We start from the raw sequence: 18,080 nt of genomic DNA on the forward strand, positions 1-18,080 counted from the left end.
CGTGTGGGAGGGCGGGCGCGTCCGGGAGGGACTACGCCACGGGCTCCTCGACGGCCAGGTGGGCGTCGACGAGCTTCTGCGTGTACGGGTGTCTGGGGTGTTCGAGGACTTCGAGCGTGCGGCCGGACTCGACCACCTCGCCCTGGTTCATGACGACGAGCTCGCCCGTGATGAACGCGGTCGCCGGCAGCCCGTGCGACACGAACATGAGGCCGGCGCCGTGGTCGTTCGAGTAGCGCTTGAGCAGGTTGAGGACGACGCCCTGCACCGAGACGTCGAGCGCCGAGACGGCCTCGTCGCACACGAGCAGGTCGGGTCGGACGACCAGCGCCCGGGCGATCGACATGCGCTGCCGCTGGCCGCCGGAGAGTTCGGACGGGTACCGGTCGACCCAGCTCGGGTCGATGCCGAGCTCCGTGGTGATCTCGCCGATCGCGGCGTCCGCACCGGCGACGTCGTGCCCGCCGAGGATCTGCGCCGGCGTCCGGAGCGACTCGCGGATGCGGTGTCGCGGGTCGAACGTCGAGGTGGTGTCCTGGGCGACGAGCTGCACCCGTCGTCGGTACTCGAGCCGACCGGCACGCGTCGACATGATCGACCGGAGGTCCCGGTCGTCCACGGTGATCGTGCCGGCGGAGGCCCGCTCGAGTCCGGTGACGATCTTCGCCATCGTGGACTTGCCCGAGCCGGACTCCCCCACGATGCCGACGCGCTGGCTCGCGCCGAGGACGAACGAGACGTCCCGGACGGCGGTCTTGCGGCCGTAGCGCCGGGCGACCCCGGTGGCCTCGATGCGGATGCCGGTCATGCCGCCGTTCCTTCCAGTCGGGCGCGGACCGACTCGAGCGTCGGCAGTTCGTCGAGCCGTGCGGACGCCAGGGTCGGCACGCACTCGAGCAGTCCACGGGTGTACGGGTGGGTGGCCTCGTCGAGTCGCGAGGACGGCAGCTGCTCGACGATCTCGCCCTGGTACATGACGACGACGAAGTCGGTGAAGCGCCGGCAGAGCTCGATGTCGTGCGTGATCACGAGCACCGCCGTCCCCTCCTGCTCGGCGAGGTCGACCATGAGCTGCATCGCACCGACGGCGAGCGATGCGTCGAGCGCGCTCGTGGGTTCGTCGGCGATGAGCAGTGCGGGCTTCGAGGCGAGCGCGATGGCCATCATCACGCGCTGCCGCATCCCCCCGGAGAGCTCGTGCGGCTCGGCACCCATGACACGGTCCGGGTCGGTGATGCCCACGGCACGGAGCCGTTCGAGGGCATCGGCGGTGGCGCGTCGCTTCGACACCCGCTCGGTGGCCCGGAGCACGGCGACCAGCTGGCTGCCGATCGTCCACACCGGGTCGAGCGACGACATCGCGTCCTGGAAGATCATCGACAGCCCGGGGGTCCGGACCGGGATCCGACCGGCCGGCCCGGTCCGCTCGATCGAGCTGCCGTCGAGCTCGAGGGTCTCGACCTCGACGGTCCCGGCGTCGAGGAACCCGGCGATGGCGCCCGCGAGACTCGTCTTGCCGGAGCCCGACTCACCCACGACCGCGACGCGTTCCCCGCGCCGGACCACGAGGTCGGCGTGGCGGACGGCGTGGTTCGTGCCGTAGGTGACGTTGAGGTCCGTGACCCGGAGGACCGGGGCCGACTGGTCGTTCATGGTGTCTCCCTGTCGTCGCTCAGCTCGCGGCGAGCTGCAGCTGCGAGTAGTCGATGACGTTGTCGGAGCGGAACACGTACCCGTCGACGTCCTTCGCGAAGGCGTTGAGCGGCTGCACGTAGTTGATGTAGATCGTCGGCATCTGGTCCTGCAGGACCTTCTGCGCGGCGTTCCAGTACTTGCCCGCCTCGGCCCCGGTCGGGTCGCCCGCGGCATTGCCGTCCGCGATGGCCTGGTTGAGCTCGGCGTTGTCGAAGTCCGGCCAGTTGATGGCGGAGCCCGGCGTGTAGAAGAGCGACAGGACGTAGGGCGGCGACTGCACGACCGCGTAGTCGCGACCGAGGGACGCCTCGAACGTCTTCGCGGCGAGTCCGGCCTGGAAGGTCGACGAGTTGACCGTGTCGATGGTCATGTCGAAGCCAGCGTCCTTCACCGCGGTCTGGATCTGGACGGCGGTCTCCTGCAGGTCCGGGACGGAGTTGTTCACGGTGAGGGTGAACTGCACCGGCTCGGTGTACCCGGCGTCGGCCAGGATCTTCTTCGCCTCGGCCGGGTCGGTCTCGTTGGCCCTGAGCCCGCTGCCGTCGAAGCCCGGGTCGGCGTCGGAGAGGATGCTCGAGATGGAGTCGGCCCGACCGTGGTAGACGTTCTCGTTGATCTTGTCGTAGGGGATCGCCGCGGCGAGTGCGCGGCGGACGGCGACGTCCTTGAACGTGCCCTTCGTGGTGAGGAGGGGCATGTACACGTACGCGTTCGTCGGCACGTCGAACACCTGCGCGGCGTCGGCGTCCTTGAGCTCGACCTGGTCGGCCGGACGGAGCTGGGCCGCGATCTGCGCGTCGCCGGACTTCACCAGGTTGGCGCGCTGGCCGGCGTCCGCGACCACGCGCTGGACGATCCGGGCGATCGACGGCTTGCCTTCGGCGTACCCGGCGTTCGCGGTGTAGATCGTCTGCTCACCGGGCGTGTAGGTGTCCACCTTGTAGGCCCCGAAGCCGAAGTTCGGGTGCGTGCCCGACCACTTCACGGCCCACGGGTCGCTCGACGTGGTGTGCTCCTTGAGCACCTTCGCGTCGTAGATGTTGTAGCCGACGTTCGCGAGCAGGGACAGCGCCGTGTAGCCGTAGCTCGCCTTGTCGAGCGTGAGGGTGACGGTCTCGTCGTCGACCTTCGCGAACTGGTCCGGCTTCGTGATGAACGGGGCGCTGATGAACGGCACGATGCTCGTCTCGACGGCGAACTTGCGCTGGATGCTCCAGATCACGTCGTCGGCGGTGAGTGCGTTGCCCGCCGTCGACTTCGCGTCCGTGTCGAGGTGGAACGTGTAGGTGAGGCCGTCGTCCGAGACGTCGTAGCTCTTCGCGAGGACCGGGGCGAACTTGTTGTAGTCCTCGTGCTCGGCCTGACCGCCGGTGCCGTCGACGTACTCGTTGCGGATGAGCGAGGCTCCGGTGTTCTTGAAGAACTCGGCGGCCTCGTACCCGGTGGCGCTGGTCTCGTACGAGAAGCTCTGCGGCTGGGCCGCGGTGACGATGACGAAGGCGCTGGAGGCGGCGTTCCCGCCGGCGCTGCAGGCCGCGAGACCGAGGGCGCCGACGACCGCGATCGCGGCGGCGGCGATGGTGCGTTTCATGTTCAGCATGGGCAGGGGTCTCCTGGGGAAGGGGATGGGACGGGAGGGACGGTGTGGGTGGGGAGGAGGGGGCGCGTGGGGCGGGTGGTCGCCGTCAGACCCGCGACCGGCCGACGAAGGCCGCGACCAGGACCGAGGCGGACCAGACGGAGAGGCCGAGGGCGGCTGCCGGGAAGAGCACCGGCCACCACCGCCCCACCGCGGCGTCCGGGGCACCGGCGGCGAGCATGGTGCCCCACTCCGCGGTCGGTGTCGGGATGCCGACGCCGAGGAAGCCGAGGGCGGCGCAGAAGATGATCGCCATCCCGAAGATCGTCGAGGTGTTCTCGATCGTCGTCCGGGCGGAGTTCGGCAGCACGTGGCCCAGGAGCAGGCGCAGTTCGGACTCGCCGGACATCCGGGCGGCGTCGACGTAGCCGTCCGACCGCGTGCGGAGGACCTCGGTGCGCATCAGCCGCGCCTGGAACGGGATGAGGACGATCGCGAGGGCGAGCGTGATCACCACGGCGTTGCGTCCGAAGAACGACACGATCACGAGTCCGGCGATCATCACCGGGATCGACTGCACGAGGTCGACGGCGCGGCCCAGCAGTCGGGCCACGAACCCGAGCACGGTGCGGTCGCCCTGGTACATGCCCGAGACCAGCCCGATCACGATGGCGACGACGGTGGCGATGACCGTGATGCAGATCGCGATCACGATGTCGAGGCGGAACGCGGTCATCACCCGGGAGTAGACGTCGAGGCCGTTCGCGTCCGTGCCGAACCAGAACTCCCCCGACGGGGCCTCCGACTGCCCGCCGACCACCGACGTGGCCGGGTGGTTCACCAGGTACGGCCCGACGACCGCGAGCACGACGAGCACGGCGAAGGGGACGAGCCGCAGGACGAAGCCGGTGCGCCCGGCCGGTCGACCGACGCGACCGTCCTGCGTCGAGCGGGGGCTCCCCGCTCCGGTGGTCGTCGGCTCGGGCAGCGCGGTGGGGGTGTCGAGCGCCATCAGGCGTCCTTCCCGGCGACGCCGGCGCGCCGCCTCGAGTCGAGGAGCATCGTGACGATGTCCGTGATGAGGTAGATGACGAGGCACATCGCCGCGGTGACGAGGAGGAACGACCGCAGCGCGAAGACGTCGGAGGCGTTCACCGCGTCCACGGCGTACTGCCCGAGTCCGCCGAGACCGAAGAGCGACTCGAGGACCACCGCGCCGCCGAGGAACAGGCCGAAGAGCATGCCGAGCGTGGCGACCGCCGAGGGGAGCGCCCGGCGGTAGATGCTCGCGAGGACCGTCCGGCGGGACGCTCCGGACGCCACACGGAACCGGGTGGCGGGGTCGTCGATCGCCTGGTCCAGGTTGACGATGAGCATCTTGATGAGCAGCGGGGAGTGCGCGACGACCATCACGACGACGGGCAGCACGAGGTGCTGCGCGTACGACGCGAACGCTGCCGGATCCCCGGCGATGAGCGCGTCCACCATAGGGAAGTTCGTGACGGTGGGCGGCGCGATGAGCAGCGGGTCGAGGCGGCCGCTCGGCGCCGGGGCCCAGTGCAGCTCGGCGTAGAAGACGAAGAGGAACGCGATGCCGATGACGTACTCGGGCAGCGCGCCCGCCGACCGGGCGTAGGCGGTGAGCAGCTTCGCGAAGCGGTTGCGGCGGTGCGTGACGATGAAGTGCGCGGTCACGAGCGACACCGCCGAGGCGAGGAGCAGCCCCCAGAACACGAGCTCGAGCGTCGCCGGGACCCGGGTCGCGAGGTCCTGCGCGACCGGTCGGCCGGTGGCGATCGACGTGCCGAAGTCGAGGTGGGCGAGCTGCGTCAGGTAGGTGCCGAGCTGCTGGATCCACGAGCCGGTCAGCCCGTAGGACTCCCGCGCCTGCTCGAGCTCGGCGCCGGACAAACGTCCGCCGGTGGCCGACACGACCGGGTCACCGGGGATGAGCTGCACGAGGAAGAACGAGACGAGGACGAACACCAGGACGTTGGCGACGGTCAGTCCGGCCGGGCGCAGGAACCAGAGACGCTCCCGGACGCTTCGTCGCCTCGTCGTCAACGAGGTGTCGAGGGCGGCGAGACGCTCGGCCTCCGCACGGGTCGCATCGTCGACGATGTCGGGCTCTCTCACGGTCATGTGCCGGCCTTCCGTCGCATCGGGTGGTGGTCAGCAATGCTCGCGATCGTTCGTTTCCGACGACCGCTCCGGGTGTAACCGGATCATTAAGCGACCAGCGGCGAAAGGAAAGCCCAGGTGAGAGGGACTTCGTCCGACCGTTCACGCCGTTCGCGCGGTTCGGAGGAATCCGTTGCCCTGCGCGACGAGCGTCGTATACTCACTGCACCCGAGCCGCATCGTGGCGGTGAGATCCTGCGACGATCGGAGTCACGATGAGCGACACGCTGTCCGACCACCCGCGCGCGAAGGGCGGGTCCTCACGCGGCCGACAGATCTCGGCGAGACGGGTCCGCGACCTCATCACCGCCTCGATCCGCGAGGGGCACATCGCACCCGACGCTCCCCTCGCCGAAGAGGACCTCGTCACGTTGTTCGACACGAGCCGCGGGTCCGTCCGCGCCGCACTCGCGCAGCTCCGGGACACCGGGTTCCTCGAGCGCCGGCCGCGCGTCGGGACGAAGGTCACGCACCGCGGGGTCGTCGTGCCCCTCACCGACATCGACGCCGACAGCGAGCACGTCTACGTCGAGCGCTTCGAGGACCGCATCGTGCCGAGCTTCCCGCTCGTGCGCGAACGGCTCCGCATCGACGAGGACCACGTCCGGATGATCGAGAACCTGCTCGTCACCGACGACGACGTGATCGGACTCCGCGCCGCCTACTTCTCGGTGCGCTACACGCACTCCCCCGAGAGCCTGTCCGGGCCGATCAACATGACGACGGTGCTCCGCGACTTCTTCGACGCGTCGCGCGGCGAGGTGCTCGTCACCATCGGCAGCGAGGCGGCCGACGCCCACACGGCGAAGATGCTCGGTACCGAGGTCGGCGCGCCGCTCATCGTGCGCGAGGTCACGTACCACGACCTCGACGGCGTGCCGGTCCAGACCGTCTTCGACCGGTACCGCGGCGACCGGGTGCGGCTCGAGGGTTCCACCCTCTGACCCGGGAGGCGCGGCGCGCCCCGAACTGGGGCCGGGTGATCTGGCTCAACGAACATGAACCATCTCTCACCTTTGCGATACTGATCGGTATGACAACACCCGAGCCGCAGGGGGGCGGCACGTCACCGACTCCTCCCCCGTACCAGCCGCAAGCCCCGGCGGGCCAGACCTTCGCTCCGTACCCCGGCGCCCCCACCCCGCAACAGCGCACTGCCGGACTCGCGATCGCCGCGTTGGTCGTCGGGATCGTGGCGTTCGTGTTCGGATGGGTCCCCGTGTTCGGCGCGATCGTCGGCGTGGTCGCCATCGTTCTCGGCGCGATCGCTCTCCGGAAGCGTCAGTCGAAGGGTCTCGCCATCACGGGCCTCGTCCTCGGCGCCGTGGCCACCATCACGTCGATCACCTTCGCGGCCGGACTCGGTGCGTTGGTCGGCACGGCATCCGACTCGGCGACGCAATCGTCCGTCGTCGCGGAGTCGGCCACCCCGGCGCCGGTCGCGGCCGAGGAGTCCGAGAGCGCCTCCCCCTCGGAGAGCTCCGAGTCCGAGCCGTCCGAGGCCCCCTCCGAGAGCACCGAGGCTGCGCCCGCGACGCCCGTGGAGTACACCTCCGCCCTCGTCAAGGCCGAGAGCTACTCCGAGATGATGCACATGAGCAAGGCGGGCATCTACGACCAGCTCACCTCGGAGTACGGCGAACAGTTCTCCGCCGAGGCAGCGCAGTACGCGATCGACCACGTGCAGGCGGACTGGAACGCGAACGCGCTCGAGAAGGCGAAGAGCTACCAGGAGGACATGTCGATGTCCCCCGCCGCGATCCGCGACCAGCTGGTCAGTGAGTACGGCGAGAAGTTCCTGCCGGCCGAGGCCGACTACGCGATCGCGCACCTCAACGACTGACACCGGAACGAGCAGCGGAGGCCCCGTCGAACGACGGGGCCTCCGCTGTATCGTCTGCCCATGGCGACGGTGCGGCAGGTGCAGGTGACGTTCGACTGCGCGGACCCCGAGCGGGTGGCGCGCTTCTGGTGCGAGGTCCTCGGCTACGTGGTGCCGCCGCCACCGGAGGGGTTCGACTCGTGGGACGCCTTCGAGCGGGCGCTGCCCCCGGAGCACCGCGGCTCGGCGTTCGCGTGCGTGGACCCGACCGGCGTCGGCCCGCGGCTGTTCTTCCAGCGCGTGCCGGAGGGCAAGGTCGTGAAGAACCGCGTGCACCTCGACGTCCGGGTCGGCAGCGGGCTCGTCGGCGCCGAACGGCTCGCCGCCCTCGACGCCGAGAGCGACCGGCTCGTCGCCCTCGGCGCCACGCAGTTCCGGCGCATGCTCGCCGACGAGGTCAACGAGTCGTGCATCGTCATGCAGGACGTCGAGGGCAACGAGTTCTGCCTCGACTGAGACCGGTCAGGCGACGGGGCCGTAAACCGGCGTCTCGGCCTGGTCGAGCTCGAGCTCCGCGGTCTGCTGGATGAGTGCGAGCAGATCGGCGTCGAGCCCCGGCGCGAACTCCTCGAGCCGCTCCGGCGCGATGAACGACGGCACCCCGGCGGGTGCCTGCTCGGACGCGTCGAGATCGGTGCCGTCGTTCGACGGGGAAGCGCCGCGGAAGATCTTCGCGGCCTCGGACGCACCGTCGAGGTCGAAGCTGTACTGCTTGTTCTGCAACCCCAGGTCGACGAGCGCCTTGACCTCGGGGAAGGCCTCGGCGTTGGTCTTCGGGATCGGCAGCAGCTTCCCCCAGTCGACGCCGAGGGCCTCGAGCGCCTTCGCGTAGGCGTTCTCGTGCGCCTGGTCACGCACGATCAGGTACGCGATGGTGCTGCGAGCGGTGGGGTTGTCGGTCATCTCGTAGATCCGGCACTTCTGCAGGCGGCCGGTCGACTCGAGCATGAGGTTGTACAGCAGGTCGAGCGGCAGGTTGCCGGAGTTGTACACGTAGCTGCCGCTCCACGGGTTCCCGGCGGCATCGACCGGCAGGGCTCCCTGGGCACCGACGAGGTAGTGGTGGATGTTGCCCGTGTCGAGCGCGATGTTCAGCGGGGTCGCCCCCTTCGCCCCGGGGGTGTCGAGCGGGTCGGTGGGCGTGCCGGAGTACTCGGGAGCACCGTCGAGCAGCCGTGAGATCGTGGTGCCGATGAGCTCGACGTGGCTGATCTCCTCGGTCCCGACGCCCTGGATGAGGTCGCGGAACGGCTTCGCGGCCGGACCCCGGAAGTTCATCGCCTGGAACAGGTACTGCATCATCGTGCGCATCTCGCCGAACTGCCCGCCGAGTCCTTCCTGCAGGGCGTTGGCGGCCGCGGGGTCCGGTTCGCCGTCGGCGATCTCGTTGATCCAGGTCTGTGCGTGGAAGTACATGTGGTCCTCCGTCCGAGCGACGGATCCGCCGCTGTCCTCACCGTCCTCGGCGGCGTCTGGCAGCCCGTACGGAACAGCCGCCGAACGCAGTCGCGTCCGTGGTCGGGTGCGCGAACTGCGTCGCGATGTGACCGATCGCGGACGACATGCGCGACACTGGTCGGACATGGTCCACGATGTCGCGCCGATCCACGTCGATCGCCGGGGGTCCTCCCTCGACGACGCCGTGGCGCTGTACGAGCGGGTGTACGACAGCCGTGACATCCACATCGGCGATGCTGCCCGCGACGGGTTCGCCTTCCGCTTCCGGGCCGTCGGCGACCAGGACGTGGTGGTGGGCACCTCGGACGTGGCGGCACGACGGTGGGGCACGATCGTCCCCGGTCACGACTACGTCCTGGCGTGGGCGACCGGCCCCGGCATGACGATCGACACCGGGACCCGCGACCCGGTGCAGCTGCTGCCCGGCATCCCGGTGATGTACCCGGTCGGTCGCGACTTCACGTTCGAGGGGCTCCCCTCGGGACAGCACTCGGTCCGGTTCGGTGGCGCGTTCCTCGAGTCGATCGCCGCTGCGCGCCGCGGCGACGACGAGCCGCGGCAGCTCGCGTTCCGCCGCACGCTGGGGGTGGACGCGCTGCGGCTGCTCCGCAGCCGGATCGGCGAGGCCGCACCGCGCCTCCTGGACCCGACGGCGCCGGAGACGGTCCGCGCACGCTGGAACCAGTCGATCGCGGACGCCGTGGCGGCGGCGTTCGACGCGACGCCGTCGTCGGCGCCCACGGTGGCGGTCGGGTCGTCGACGATCCGGTTCGCCAAGGAGTGGATGGTCGCGAACGCCCGCCGGCCGCTCACGGTCGCCCAGGTGAGCGCTGCGGCCGGGGTGAGCGCGCGGGGGCTGCAGGCCGCCTTCCAGCGGAACGTCGGCGTCCGGCCGATGCAGTTCCTGCGCGAGGCCCGGCTGCACGGGGTCCGCGCCGAACTGCTCGCGGGCGACCCCGAGCGCGTGACGGTCGCCGAGGTCGCGCTGTCGTGGGGGTTCAACCACCTCGGGCGGTTCTCCGGGTACTACGCCGAGGTGTACGGGGAGTCCCCCTCGCAGACCCTGCGCCGACGGGACGCGCCGAGGCCCTAGTACGCGGGATCACGCGGGCGGGGCACCGTTCCCGATCCCGATGACATGGTAGGCGAGGGTGAGGGAAGCACTCTTCTCGAGGTCGACCGCCGCGCGGACCGTGAAGCCTGAGCCGTCATCGACGCTCACGAAGAGACGCGCGTCGGCGGTCTCGCGATTCGTCGGAGCGAGCACGACGACGGGTGGGTTCGCGAACTCACGCTTGAAGGTGACCGAGCCGAGCGGACTGGACGCGGCTTTGCCCGTACCGAGCACGATCGTGATGTACCCCGCGATGTCGTTGCCCTGCGCGCCGCCCGATGCCCCTGCCCAGGTGACGGTCGTTCCTCCGTACCTGGTCAGCGCTGTCCATCGTCTCGAACCAGCGTCCGACGGGTCCCGGACACCGGTCTCCGATGCCAGGATCTGACTCTTCAGTACGACCTGCTCTCCGAAAACTGCTGGCATGGGCATGTCCAGCGGGTTGTACGCACGAACCCGATGAGCTCGGAGATCGACCACGGCGCTCGGGATCGATTCGATCGAGCGGTATCGGTTCGTCCAGTCGAGCATGGCGGCGCCGTACGCCTCGCCGATGGTGACAGCAGGGACGCGGAGATCGTCGAATCGCGTCCCGGAGGCGACGAAGTCCGTCCCACGCGTCAGTTTCACCAGGGTGCTCTGAGGAGTCTTGAAGTCGTCGGGAGTCCCGCGCTGGGTGATCTCGCCTCCGATGAACTGGACCGCCCCGGGCCGAGACAGACCGGATCGACTGTGGTCGTGCTCGATGAGCGGGGACGCCAACCCGAGCACGTACGCCGACAGGAACGTGAACTGGGTTCCGTTCCCGATACGGAGAAGCGGCCCGGCATTGAGAGTGTCCTGGTTCTTCTGATCGGCTGTCGATTCGAGGTGCAAGCCCAGGAAGGTCAGGTTCGTCGCGAAGTTGGAGTCACCGCCTCCCCAACCGATGTCGAGGGCGGCGTTCTTCGAGTGCTGGATCGTGAGCTGGTCGAACACGTTGAAGTTCGTCGTTCCGTCGGCCGAATCGATCGTCATCGCCGCTTCGGTCTCGGTTCCGCACGCATCGACGTAGACGTCGTGCCATCGCGCGTTGTTCAGCTGCCGGATCCGGATCCCTGGGCCTGCGAAGTTCAGAACGTGGACGAGGCCGATCCGGCTCTCGAAGCCGCCGACCACCTCGATGCCGAGCGTTCGCGACGGACGATCCTCGTTCCACCGCTGCCCTCGGACGGTGAGGCTCTCGAGCGATGCCCCAGCACGGAGCCGGATCATGGCGGCGAGGGAAGCGTCGAACGGCTCGAACTGGACGCCATCGAAACGAGCGAGGCTCGCGAACTGGTAGCCGGAGGACCCGATGCCGATCAGCCGGACTTGCTCGCGCACGTCAAGGGAAGTGATCAGGTAGCGCCCGGGCGGCATGATCACCGCTTTCCGCTCCCGAGCATCTGCGGCGTCGTCGATCGCTTGTTGGATCACCGCTGTGTCGTCCGTTCGGCCGTCGCCGAGCGCGCCCCGCTCGCGTACGTTGATCCAGTGTTCGGGTGACGCTGTGTCGATCTCGACTGCCGATGCCGTGTCAGGTGAGGAGAACGCCGCCGCGAGGCCGAGCGCCCCTGCTGAGGCACCAGCTGCCAGGAAGCGCCGCCGGTCAGTCGTCCGACGTGATAAATTCTGCATTTCACAATCTTAGCGAACCACGCATGTACGGCTCGAGGTGCCGAGGCCCTAGTCTGAGCGCATGTCAGTCGGTCTGCTCGCCATCGTCGACGACGTGCTCTCCGCGGCCCTCAAGGCCAGCGCCAAGACCGCTGGCGTCGTGATCGACGACGCCGCGGTGACTCCGCAGTACGTGCAGGGGCTCTCGCCCGCGCGCGAGCTGCCGGTCGTGGGGCGGATCGCGCTCGGCAGCCTCTTCAACAAGTTCGTCATCATCATCCCGCTCGCGCTGCTGCTCACCGCGTTCGCGCCGTGGGTGCTGCCGTGGTTGCTGCTGCTCGGCGGCACCTACCTGTGCTTCGAGGGGGCCGAGAAGGTCACCGAGTGGTTCGGCGCGCACCACGTCAGCGAGTCCGAGGAGACCGTCGCCGAGCCGAAGCTCGTGTTCGGGGCGATCCGCACGGACCTGATCCTCAGCACCGAGATCATGCTCATCGCCCTCGCCGGACTCGACCCCGACCTCGGACTCTGGCCGACGCTCGGCGCGCTCATCGTCATCGGGCTCGTCATGACCGGGGCGGTCTACGGCGCCGTGGCCCTGCTCGTGAAGATCGACGACATCGGGCTGCAGATGATGAAGAACAGCGTCCGTCGCACGAGGCGGACGGGCGCGCGGATCGTCCGCGCCATGCCGACCGTGTTCCGTGTGATCGGCATCGTCGGCACGGTGGCCATGCTCTGGGTGGGCGGACACCTCGTGATCGCGAACCTGGCGGAGACGTTCTGGCACGGCCCGTACGACCTGCTGCACGCGATCGAGCACGGCATCGAGGCGACCGGGCCGGTCGTCACGTGGATCGTGGACACCGCGGTGTCGGCGGTGGTCGGGCTCCTGCTCGGCCTGGTGGTCGTCGCCGTCGTGCTGGGCATCGGACGGCTGCGCGGCCGCACCCACTGAGCGGGCACGGCCGCCCCGGCTCCCGCGTCGGTCAGCGGGGCCGGCGCCCGGTCAGTTCCAGATCGCGATCCAGTCGACGCTGACGTGCCCGACCGCGCTCGCCGGGATCGCCCCGCCGTTCGTAGTGGTCTCCGCCTGCATGGTCACGCGGAAGGCCGTCGTCGGCACCGCCTTGGTGGTCGACGAGACGAGCTTGCCGTCCCAGTAGAACCGGACGATGCCCTTGTCCCACTCGGTCGTCGCGACGTGCCAGCCGGTGCTGTCCGAGGGCGCGAAGGTCTCCTTGCCCGGTTCGAACCGCATGCCGAGCGGCGTCCAGCTGCCCGGGACCGCCGAGGCCGGGCGGGGGCGGGCACCGAGGTCGGCCTCGGGCCAGTCGATCTCGCCCTCGTTCCAGTCGTCGCTCGACGGCCACAGGATCGTCGAGAACTTGTAGCCCTGGGTCTTCGTCGTCTTGTACCGGATCGACACCCGACCCGTCTTGTGCGGGGCGTACCCGTCGGGCATGATCGCCGCGACGAGGGGCTGGCCCTTCTCGGTGTGCAGCGCGAAGTCGAGCACGCCGCCCTTCACGCTCAAGACCTTCGACGGCGCGTACTTCCCCTTGCCGGTCGTGTCCGTGAAGCCGTCGTAGAGACCGATCCGCGGGTACGTCGCCGCGAACTTGCCGACCGGCGCGGCACTGTCGAACCCGGCGCGGAAGGTCTGCTTCCAGGTCCGGCCGTTCGTCGTGACGTTCGTCTTCGGGATCGTCCGGCCGTCCGGCACGGTCGAGGTCGCCTTCGACGAGGCGGGGAGGGCCGCTGCTCCGGCGGGCGCGCCGGCAGCGAGGCTGGTCGCGGCGACGAGTGCGATCGAGAGCGCGGCGACGAGGACGGACGGGGACCGCATGCTGACTGCCTCCTGCGTGGGGGTGTGCGTGTGTTGCGATGGCCGTGGTGCTTGTGCGATGGAGTATCGGGCGTCGCTGCTCGTCGGTTAGTCGATTCCCGGCCTGGATCCCCCGGCGTTCAGGTTCGCTGTACCCGACGTACCCGTCTACCCCCGATCGGTACAGTCCACGCTGTACTGTTGGTGCATGCTGCTCATCGCACCGCGCCTCGAGGTGATGAACCGCCTCGGCCGCGCCCTCGCCGATCCGACCCGCGCGCGGATCCTCCTCCGCCTGCTCGAGTCCCCCCGCTACCCCGCCGTCCTCGCCGACGACCTCGGGACCACCCGGGCGAACGTGTCGAACCACCTGGCGTGCCTCCGCGGGTGCGGGATCGTCGTGGCCGTCCCGGAAGGCCGTCGGACCCGCTACGAGATCGCGGACGCGCACCTCGCCCGTGCACTCGAGTCGCTCGTCGACGTCGTGCTGGCGGTCGACGACGGCGCGCCGTGCACCGACGACGCCTGTGCCGTGCCGCTCTGCTGCGGGCCGGGCGCATGAGTGCCGCGCTGCCCCTCGGGCCCCGTCCGACGGCCGTCCGGAGCGCGGTGCTGCGCCGCCGGATCCGATGGATCGTCGCCGCCACCATCACGTACAACGTCGTCGAGGCCGTCGTCGCGATCAGCGCCGGTTCGGTCGCGTCGTCCACCGCCCTGATCGGCTTCGGCCTGGACTCGATCGTCGAGGTGCTCTCCGCGGCCGCGGTCGCGTGGCAGTTCGCGGCGCCCGACCCCGAGCGGCGCGAACGGACGGCGCTCCGCGTGATCGCCGTCTCGTTCTTCGGGCTCGCCCTGTACGTCTCGGTCGACGCGGTGCTGACGCTGACCGGACTGCGCGAGCCGGAGCACAGCACGGTCGGCATCGTGCTCGCCGCGGTCAGCCTGGCCGTGATGCCGTTCCTCAGCCTGCTCGAACGGCGCACGGGCCGCGAGCTCGGTTCGGCGTCGGCCGTCGCGGACTCGAAGCAGACCCTGGTGTGCAGCTACCTCTCCGCCGCCGTCCTGGTCGGCCTGCTGCTGAACACCCTGTTCGGCTGGACCTGGGCGGACCCGGTGGCCGGGCTCGTCGTCGTGGTGTTCGCGGTCCGGGAAGGGCTCGAGGCATGGCGGGGCGACGCCTGCAAGCAGCCCGTCGCCGCGCTCACCGGCGAGCGCGAGATCGAGGCCTGCGACTGCTGCTGACGCGGGCGACGGTTGTCAGATCTCGACGTCGCTGCCCATCGTCACGGTACGGTGCGCCGGCAGCCCGAAGCGGGCAGCCGGGTCGGCGGCGTTGTGCGCCAGCCCGACGAAGAGCTTCTTGCGCCAGCCGACCATGCCCCGGTTCCCCGCCACCGGCCGGAGTGCGCCGCGCGAGATGAAGTACGACGCGTTCGCCATCTCCTCGGGGTCGACGTCGAGCACCTCGGCCAGGCAGGCCGCGTGCAGGGCCTTCGGCAGGTCCTGGTCGTCCGAGAAGCCGAACTTGATCGTGATGTGGTCGATGCCGTCGTCCTCGTAGCCGAGGTCGTCACGGAAGAAGGCCTTGGCGTGCGGCACGTGGGGCACGTTCGCGGTGATGACGGACACGATCACGACCGTCCGGTGCACCACGTGGTTGTGCTCGACGTTCGCCCGGAGCGCCAGCGGCGTCGTCTCCTTGTTGGGGTGCGGGAAGATCGCGACACCCTGCACGCGCGGGATGCCCTTCGTGTTGATCTTCTCGATGAAGTCGGCGAGGGACCCCTCGCGCTCCTTGCGCTCCTCCTGCACGAGCTGCCGGCCGCGACGCCACGTGGTCATGAGCGTGATCACCGCGAGCGCGATCAGCAGCGGGACCCATCCGCCGTGCAGGATCTTCGACAGGTTGCCGGCGAGGAACGTCAGCTCGAGCCCGCCGAACGCCACCGCGGCGACGACGAGCTTCCACGTCTTCCAGTGCCACAGCGGCTTCACCACGAGCAGCAGCAGGAGCGTGTCGACGACGAGCGCACCGGTCACGGAGACCCCGTACGCGGTGGCGAGGCTCGCCGAGGAACGGAACGCGAGCATGACGGCCATCACGCCGATGAACAGCAGGAGGTTGACGGCCGGCAGGTAGATCTGGCCGCCCTCCTGTCGGGAGGTCTGCCGGATGGTGAGCGGCGGCAGCAGCCCGAGCTGCACGGCCTGGCGGCTCAGCGAGAACGCCCCGGAGATGACCGCCTGGCTCGCGATGACGGTGGCCATCGTCGCGAGGATCACGACCGGGATCTGCAACGCGCTCGGGAAGAGCAGGAAGAAGGGGTCCTTCGCCGCCCCGGGCTGGTTGAGCACCAGCGACGCCTGGCCGAGGTAGTTCAGCACGAGGGCCGGGAAGACGACGAAGAACCAGGCGCGGAGGATCGGCGTCCGCCCGAAGTGGCCCATGTCGGCGTAGAGGGCCTCGGCGCCGGTGATGACCAGCACGACGGCCCCCATCGCCACGAACGTGATGTACGGGTGCGCGATGAGGAACGCGATGGCCCACGTGGGCGAGAGCCCCTGCAGGACGCCCGGGTGCGCCAGGATGTGCGGCACCCCGGCGGCGGCGATGACGACGAACCAGAGCAGCATCACGGGGCCGAACAGGTTGCCGACCTTGCCCGTGCCGACCCGCTGCACCGCGAACAGCACCACGAGGATGACCGCCGCGATCGGCACGATGAGGTGACCGACGCTCGGGGCGGCGGTCTGCAGCCCCTCGACGGCCGAGAGCACGGACACCGCCGGGGTGATGACGGAGTCGCCGTAGAACAGCGAGACGCCGACGATCCCGATGACCAGGAAGATCGTCGCTCCCCCGCGGCGCTTCGCGTAGAGGCGTCGGGCCAGTGCGGCGAGCGCCATCACCCCGCCCTCGCCGTTGTTGTCGGCGCGCATGAGCACGAGGACGTACTTGATCGAGACGATGATCGTGATGCTCCAGAACATCATCGAGATCACGCCGTAGACGTCCTCCTGGTTGGCCTGCACGATGCCGCCGTCGATCGTGAACACGGTGCGCAGCGCGTACAGCGGGCTCGTACCGATGTCGCCGAAGACGACGCCGAGGGCGGCCAGGGCGAGGGCGGCGATGCCCTTCGCGGGGCCGTGGGTGCCGGCCTCGTCGGAGGTCTCGGTCGTCGGGGTCTGAGAGCGGGTCTCGGTCACGCTCGTCACTTCCGTCTCTTCACCGTCCGTCCGACGGCTTCTTCGCCGTCGGGCGACGGCCGCGGATCATCATCGCACCCGTTCGGCCGGAGCGCTCGCAGCGGGCGCACATGCGCACTCCGGCGGGCTCGGGTGCGTTCCCCGGACGAACCCGCCTCCGCCGGAGGAACCTGTGCGGGCCGGAATGCCCGGGGGCGCCGGACACCGCGCTTGTCGAGGAACGCGGTCGTACCGTCGGGACAGGACTCCAGGAGGAACCATGAACTTCGACGGCTTCGACCCCGCGGGACTGATCGTCTTCTGCGTGGCGGTGGTGCTGGTCTTCGGCGGTCTGATCTCGAGCCGACGGCGCCACTGACGCCCGGCCCTCGGCCCGCGACCCGCGGCCCTCGACCCTCGGCCTGCGGCGTTCAGGCCCGGTCGGCCCGTTCCTCCGACTCCAGCTCCGTCGCGACGACCGCCGCGAAGGCGTCCGCTCCGAAGTGGTCGTCCGCCGTCACGGTGACGACCGTGTCGCCGTCGAAGAGCAGCATCTGCCCGTACGCGCCGTGCAGCCGCCAGAGTCGGCCGGGGCCGCCCCACCCCGCCATCGCGTACCGCTCGTAGCCGGGGCCCGTGCCGTCGCGCTCGACCCAGTCGGTGTGCATCGCGTCGCACCAGCGTGCGCTCACGATGCGTCGCCCAGCTGAGTCCCCGCGGTCGCGCACCAGCCGGCCGATCCGGGCGAGTTCGCCGGTGCGCAGCGCCAGGCCCTCGCCACCGGCGACGTACCCGTTCGGGCAGCGTGCCCACGGCACGTCCTCGATGCCGAGCGGGTCGAACAACCGCCGGGCGGCGAACGCGCCGACGTCGCCGACCCGGGTCTCGAGGACCCGCATCGCCGTGTACGTGCTCGCGTTCGCGTACTCGAACACCCGGCCGCGCGAGGGGCGCCCGAGGAACTCGGCCGCGAGGTCCGGCCAGTCGGTGAGCTCCGTCTCGGACCACGGCATGTCGACACCGCTCGTCATGGTGAGCAGGTGCCGGAGCGTGATCGCGTCCGTGCCCGCCCCGAAGCGGACGGCGGGCAGGAGGGCCGACACCGGGACGTCCACGTCGACGAGTCCGTCGTCGGCGGCGATCCCGGTGGCGAGGACCGCGATCCCCTTGGCGACGGAGTGGACCTCGCGGCGGATGTCGGGCGTCCATTGGTGCTCGGCGGCGTCGTCCCCGACGAGGACGTGGAGGCCGTGGGCGGCGAAGCCGGTGGCGTCGACGTGACGGACGAGGGCGTCGAGGAGGTCGGTCGCGGTGCGCACCCGGCCATCCTCTCGCGGACACGACCGCGAACGGACCGGACCGCAGACGGACGCCACCGCGAACGGACGCGACCGCGAACGGACCGGACCGCAGACGGACGGGAGGCGCGGGGGCCGCCCGCCCCCCGCCCCCCCGCCCGGAACGGGGGCCGTGGCGCCCCCCCCGCCCGGTGGGAGGGCCCGCGGGGGGTGCCCGT

Annotated in this window: 17 protein-coding genes; 7 read left to right on the forward strand and 10 right to left on the reverse strand. The window is 70.1% G+C overall.

Annotation, left to right across the window (positions count from 1 at the left end; genetic code table 11):
- Nucleotides 1-31 precede the first annotated feature (31 nt).
- The 5 genes from WFH25_RS15385 to WFH25_RS15405 form a co-directional block, all read right to left on the reverse strand.
- The gene (locus WFH25_RS15385; protein WP_092384453.1) at nt 32-808 is read right to left on the reverse strand and encodes an ABC transporter ATP-binding protein; all 777 of its coding nucleotides are present in this window, start codon (nt 806-808) and stop codon (nt 32-34) included.
- On the reverse strand, nt 805-1,653 hold the full coding sequence (locus tag WFH25_RS15390) for an ABC transporter ATP-binding protein (RefSeq protein WP_092384455.1): 849 nt from the start codon (nt 1,651-1,653) through the stop codon (nt 805-807). Before WFH25_RS15390 ends, WFH25_RS15385 begins: the two co-directional genes overlap by 4 nt.
- Before the next feature lie 19 nt (nt 1,654-1,672).
- Nucleotides 1,673-3,286: an ABC transporter substrate-binding protein gene (locus WFH25_RS15395; RefSeq protein WP_336698453.1), complete on the reverse strand. Its 1,614-nt coding sequence runs from the start codon at nt 3,284-3,286 to the stop codon at nt 1,673-1,675.
- 94 nt (nt 3,287-3,380) lie between these two features.
- Nucleotides 3,381-4,286 (reverse strand): ABC transporter permease, encoded by a 906-nt coding sequence (locus WFH25_RS15400; protein ID WP_070416874.1) that lies wholly within the window; start codon nt 4,284-4,286, stop codon nt 3,381-3,383.
- Entirely contained in the window at nt 4,286-5,416 is a 1,131-nt protein-coding gene (locus tag WFH25_RS15405) for an ABC transporter permease (RefSeq protein WP_336698454.1), read from the reverse strand. Before WFH25_RS15405 ends, WFH25_RS15400 begins: the two co-directional genes overlap by 1 nt.
- 254 nt (nt 5,417-5,670) lie before the next feature.
- Here WFH25_RS15405 and WFH25_RS15410 point away from each other — a divergent pair, with 254 nt between their 5' ends.
- The 3 genes from WFH25_RS15410 to WFH25_RS15420 all read left to right on the forward strand — a co-directional run bounded on the left by WFH25_RS15410 (nt 5,671) and on the right by WFH25_RS15420 (nt 7,793).
- A complete protein-coding gene (locus WFH25_RS15410) occupies nt 5,671-6,399 on the forward strand; it encodes a GntR family transcriptional regulator (protein ID WP_022907943.1) in 729 nt (242 codons plus the stop codon).
- An 89-nt stretch (nt 6,400-6,488) separates the two neighbouring features.
- Entirely contained in the window at nt 6,489-7,298 is an 810-nt protein-coding gene (locus WFH25_RS15415; protein WP_336698456.1) for an Ltp family lipoprotein, read from the forward strand.
- A 60-nt stretch (nt 7,299-7,358) separates the two neighbouring features.
- On the forward strand, nt 7,359-7,793 hold the full coding sequence (locus tag WFH25_RS15420) for a VOC family protein (RefSeq protein ID WP_336698457.1): 435 nt from the start codon (nt 7,359-7,361) through the stop codon (nt 7,791-7,793).
- Nucleotides 7,794-7,799: 6 nt separating this feature from the next.
- Here the strand turns inward: WFH25_RS15420 and WFH25_RS15425 are convergent, their stop codons facing one another.
- Complete coding sequence (locus WFH25_RS15425) at nt 7,800-8,753, reverse strand: manganese catalase family protein (protein WP_336698458.1); 954 nt, start codon at nt 8,751-8,753, stop codon at nt 7,800-7,802.
- A 166-nt stretch (nt 8,754-8,919) separates the two neighbouring features.
- On the opposite strand from WFH25_RS15425, the gene WFH25_RS15430 reads away from it, so the two are divergent.
- Nucleotides 8,920-9,888 (forward strand): helix-turn-helix transcriptional regulator, encoded by a 969-nt coding sequence (locus WFH25_RS15430; RefSeq protein WP_070416877.1) that lies wholly within the window; start codon nt 8,920-8,922, stop codon nt 9,886-9,888.
- A 9-nt stretch (nt 9,889-9,897) separates the two neighbouring features.
- Here the strand turns inward: WFH25_RS15430 and WFH25_RS15435 are convergent, their stop codons facing one another.
- Nucleotides 9,898-11,568: a glycosyl hydrolase family 28-related protein gene (locus WFH25_RS15435; RefSeq protein ID WP_336698460.1), complete on the reverse strand. Its 1,671-nt coding sequence runs from the start codon at nt 11,566-11,568 to the stop codon at nt 9,898-9,900.
- Nucleotides 11,569-11,629: 61 nt separating this feature from the next.
- On the opposite strand from WFH25_RS15435, the gene WFH25_RS15440 reads away from it, so the two are divergent.
- Complete coding sequence (locus tag WFH25_RS15440) at nt 11,630-12,505, forward strand: DUF808 family protein (RefSeq protein ID WP_071295327.1); 876 nt, start codon at nt 11,630-11,632, stop codon at nt 12,503-12,505.
- A 51-nt stretch (nt 12,506-12,556) separates the two neighbouring features.
- Here the strand turns inward: WFH25_RS15440 and WFH25_RS15445 are convergent, their stop codons facing one another.
- The gene (locus WFH25_RS15445) at nt 12,557-13,396 is read right to left on the reverse strand and encodes a glycoside hydrolase family 16 protein (protein ID WP_070416879.1); all 840 of its coding nucleotides are present in this window, start codon (nt 13,394-13,396) and stop codon (nt 12,557-12,559) included.
- A 187-nt stretch (nt 13,397-13,583) separates the two neighbouring features.
- On the opposite strand from WFH25_RS15445, the gene cmtR reads away from it, so the two are divergent.
- A complete protein-coding gene (gene cmtR, locus WFH25_RS15450) occupies nt 13,584-13,937 on the forward strand; it encodes a Cd(II)/Pb(II)-sensing metalloregulatory transcriptional regulator CmtR (RefSeq protein WP_336698462.1) in 354 nt (117 codons plus the stop codon).
- Nucleotides 13,934-14,617 carry a cation diffusion facilitator family transporter gene (locus WFH25_RS15455; RefSeq protein WP_336698463.1) on the forward strand — a complete coding sequence of 228 codons (684 nt, stop codon included), beginning with the start codon at nt 13,934-13,936 and terminating at the stop codon, nt 14,615-14,617. The genes cmtR and WFH25_RS15455 overlap by 4 nt, the downstream gene beginning before the upstream one ends.
- Before the next feature lie 15 nt (nt 14,618-14,632).
- Here the strand turns inward: WFH25_RS15455 and WFH25_RS15460 are convergent, their stop codons facing one another.
- Together WFH25_RS15460 and WFH25_RS15465 are read right to left on the reverse strand one after the other, a co-directional pair.
- Complete coding sequence (locus tag WFH25_RS15460) at nt 14,633-16,585, reverse strand: potassium transporter Kup (protein WP_336698464.1); 1,953 nt, start codon at nt 16,583-16,585, stop codon at nt 14,633-14,635.
- Between the two features lie 410 nt (nt 16,586-16,995).
- Nucleotides 16,996-17,883, reverse strand: coding sequence for a serine hydrolase domain-containing protein (locus WFH25_RS15465; protein WP_336698466.1), 888 nt, complete (start codon nt 17,881-17,883; stop codon nt 16,996-16,998).
- Nucleotides 17,884-18,080: the final 197 nt, after the last annotated feature.

Origin of the sequence: Curtobacterium sp. USHLN213 (genome assembly GCF_037144815.1) — a bacterium.
Lineage (GTDB): Bacteria > Actinomycetota > Actinomycetes > Actinomycetales > Microbacteriaceae > Curtobacterium.

Excerpts from the sequence above, each read along its gene's own strand:
- WFH25_RS15385 (WP_092384453.1), bottom strand. The coding sequence starts at position 808 with ATGACCGGCATCCGCATCGAGGCCACCGGGGTCGCCCGGCGCTACGGC.
- WFH25_RS15390 (WP_092384455.1), bottom strand. The coding sequence starts at position 1,653 with ATGAACGACCAGTCGGCCCCGGTCCTCCGGGTCACGGACCTCAACGTC.
- WFH25_RS15395 (WP_336698453.1), bottom strand. The coding sequence starts at position 3,286 with ATGAAACGCACCATCGCCGCCGCCGCGATCGCGGTCGTCGGCGCCCTC.
- WFH25_RS15400 (WP_070416874.1), bottom strand. The coding sequence starts at position 4,286 with ATGGCGCTCGACACCCCCACCGCGCTGCCCGAGCCGACGACCACCGGA.
- WFH25_RS15405 (WP_336698454.1), bottom strand. The coding sequence starts at position 5,416 with ATGACCGTGAGAGAGCCCGACATCGTCGACGATGCGACCCGTGCGGAG.
- WFH25_RS15410 (WP_022907943.1), top strand. The coding sequence starts at position 5,671 with ATGAGCGACACGCTGTCCGACCACCCGCGCGCGAAGGGCGGGTCCTCA.
- WFH25_RS15415 (WP_336698456.1), top strand. The coding sequence starts at position 6,489 with ATGACAACACCCGAGCCGCAGGGGGGCGGCACGTCACCGACTCCTCCC.
- WFH25_RS15420 (WP_336698457.1), top strand. The coding sequence starts at position 7,359 with ATGGCGACGGTGCGGCAGGTGCAGGTGACGTTCGACTGCGCGGACCCC.
- WFH25_RS15425 (WP_336698458.1), bottom strand. The coding sequence starts at position 8,753 with ATGTACTTCCACGCACAGACCTGGATCAACGAGATCGCCGACGGCGAA.
- WFH25_RS15430 (WP_070416877.1), top strand. The coding sequence starts at position 8,920 with ATGGTCCACGATGTCGCGCCGATCCACGTCGATCGCCGGGGGTCCTCC.
- WFH25_RS15435 (WP_336698460.1), bottom strand. The coding sequence starts at position 11,568 with ATGCAGAATTTATCACGTCGGACGACTGACCGGCGGCGCTTCCTGGCA.
- WFH25_RS15440 (WP_071295327.1), top strand. The coding sequence starts at position 11,630 with ATGTCAGTCGGTCTGCTCGCCATCGTCGACGACGTGCTCTCCGCGGCC.
- WFH25_RS15445 (WP_070416879.1), bottom strand. The coding sequence starts at position 13,396 with ATGCGGTCCCCGTCCGTCCTCGTCGCCGCGCTCTCGATCGCACTCGTC.
- cmtR (WP_336698462.1), top strand. The coding sequence starts at position 13,584 with ATGCTGCTCATCGCACCGCGCCTCGAGGTGATGAACCGCCTCGGCCGC.
- WFH25_RS15455 (WP_336698463.1), top strand. The coding sequence starts at position 13,934 with ATGAGTGCCGCGCTGCCCCTCGGGCCCCGTCCGACGGCCGTCCGGAGC.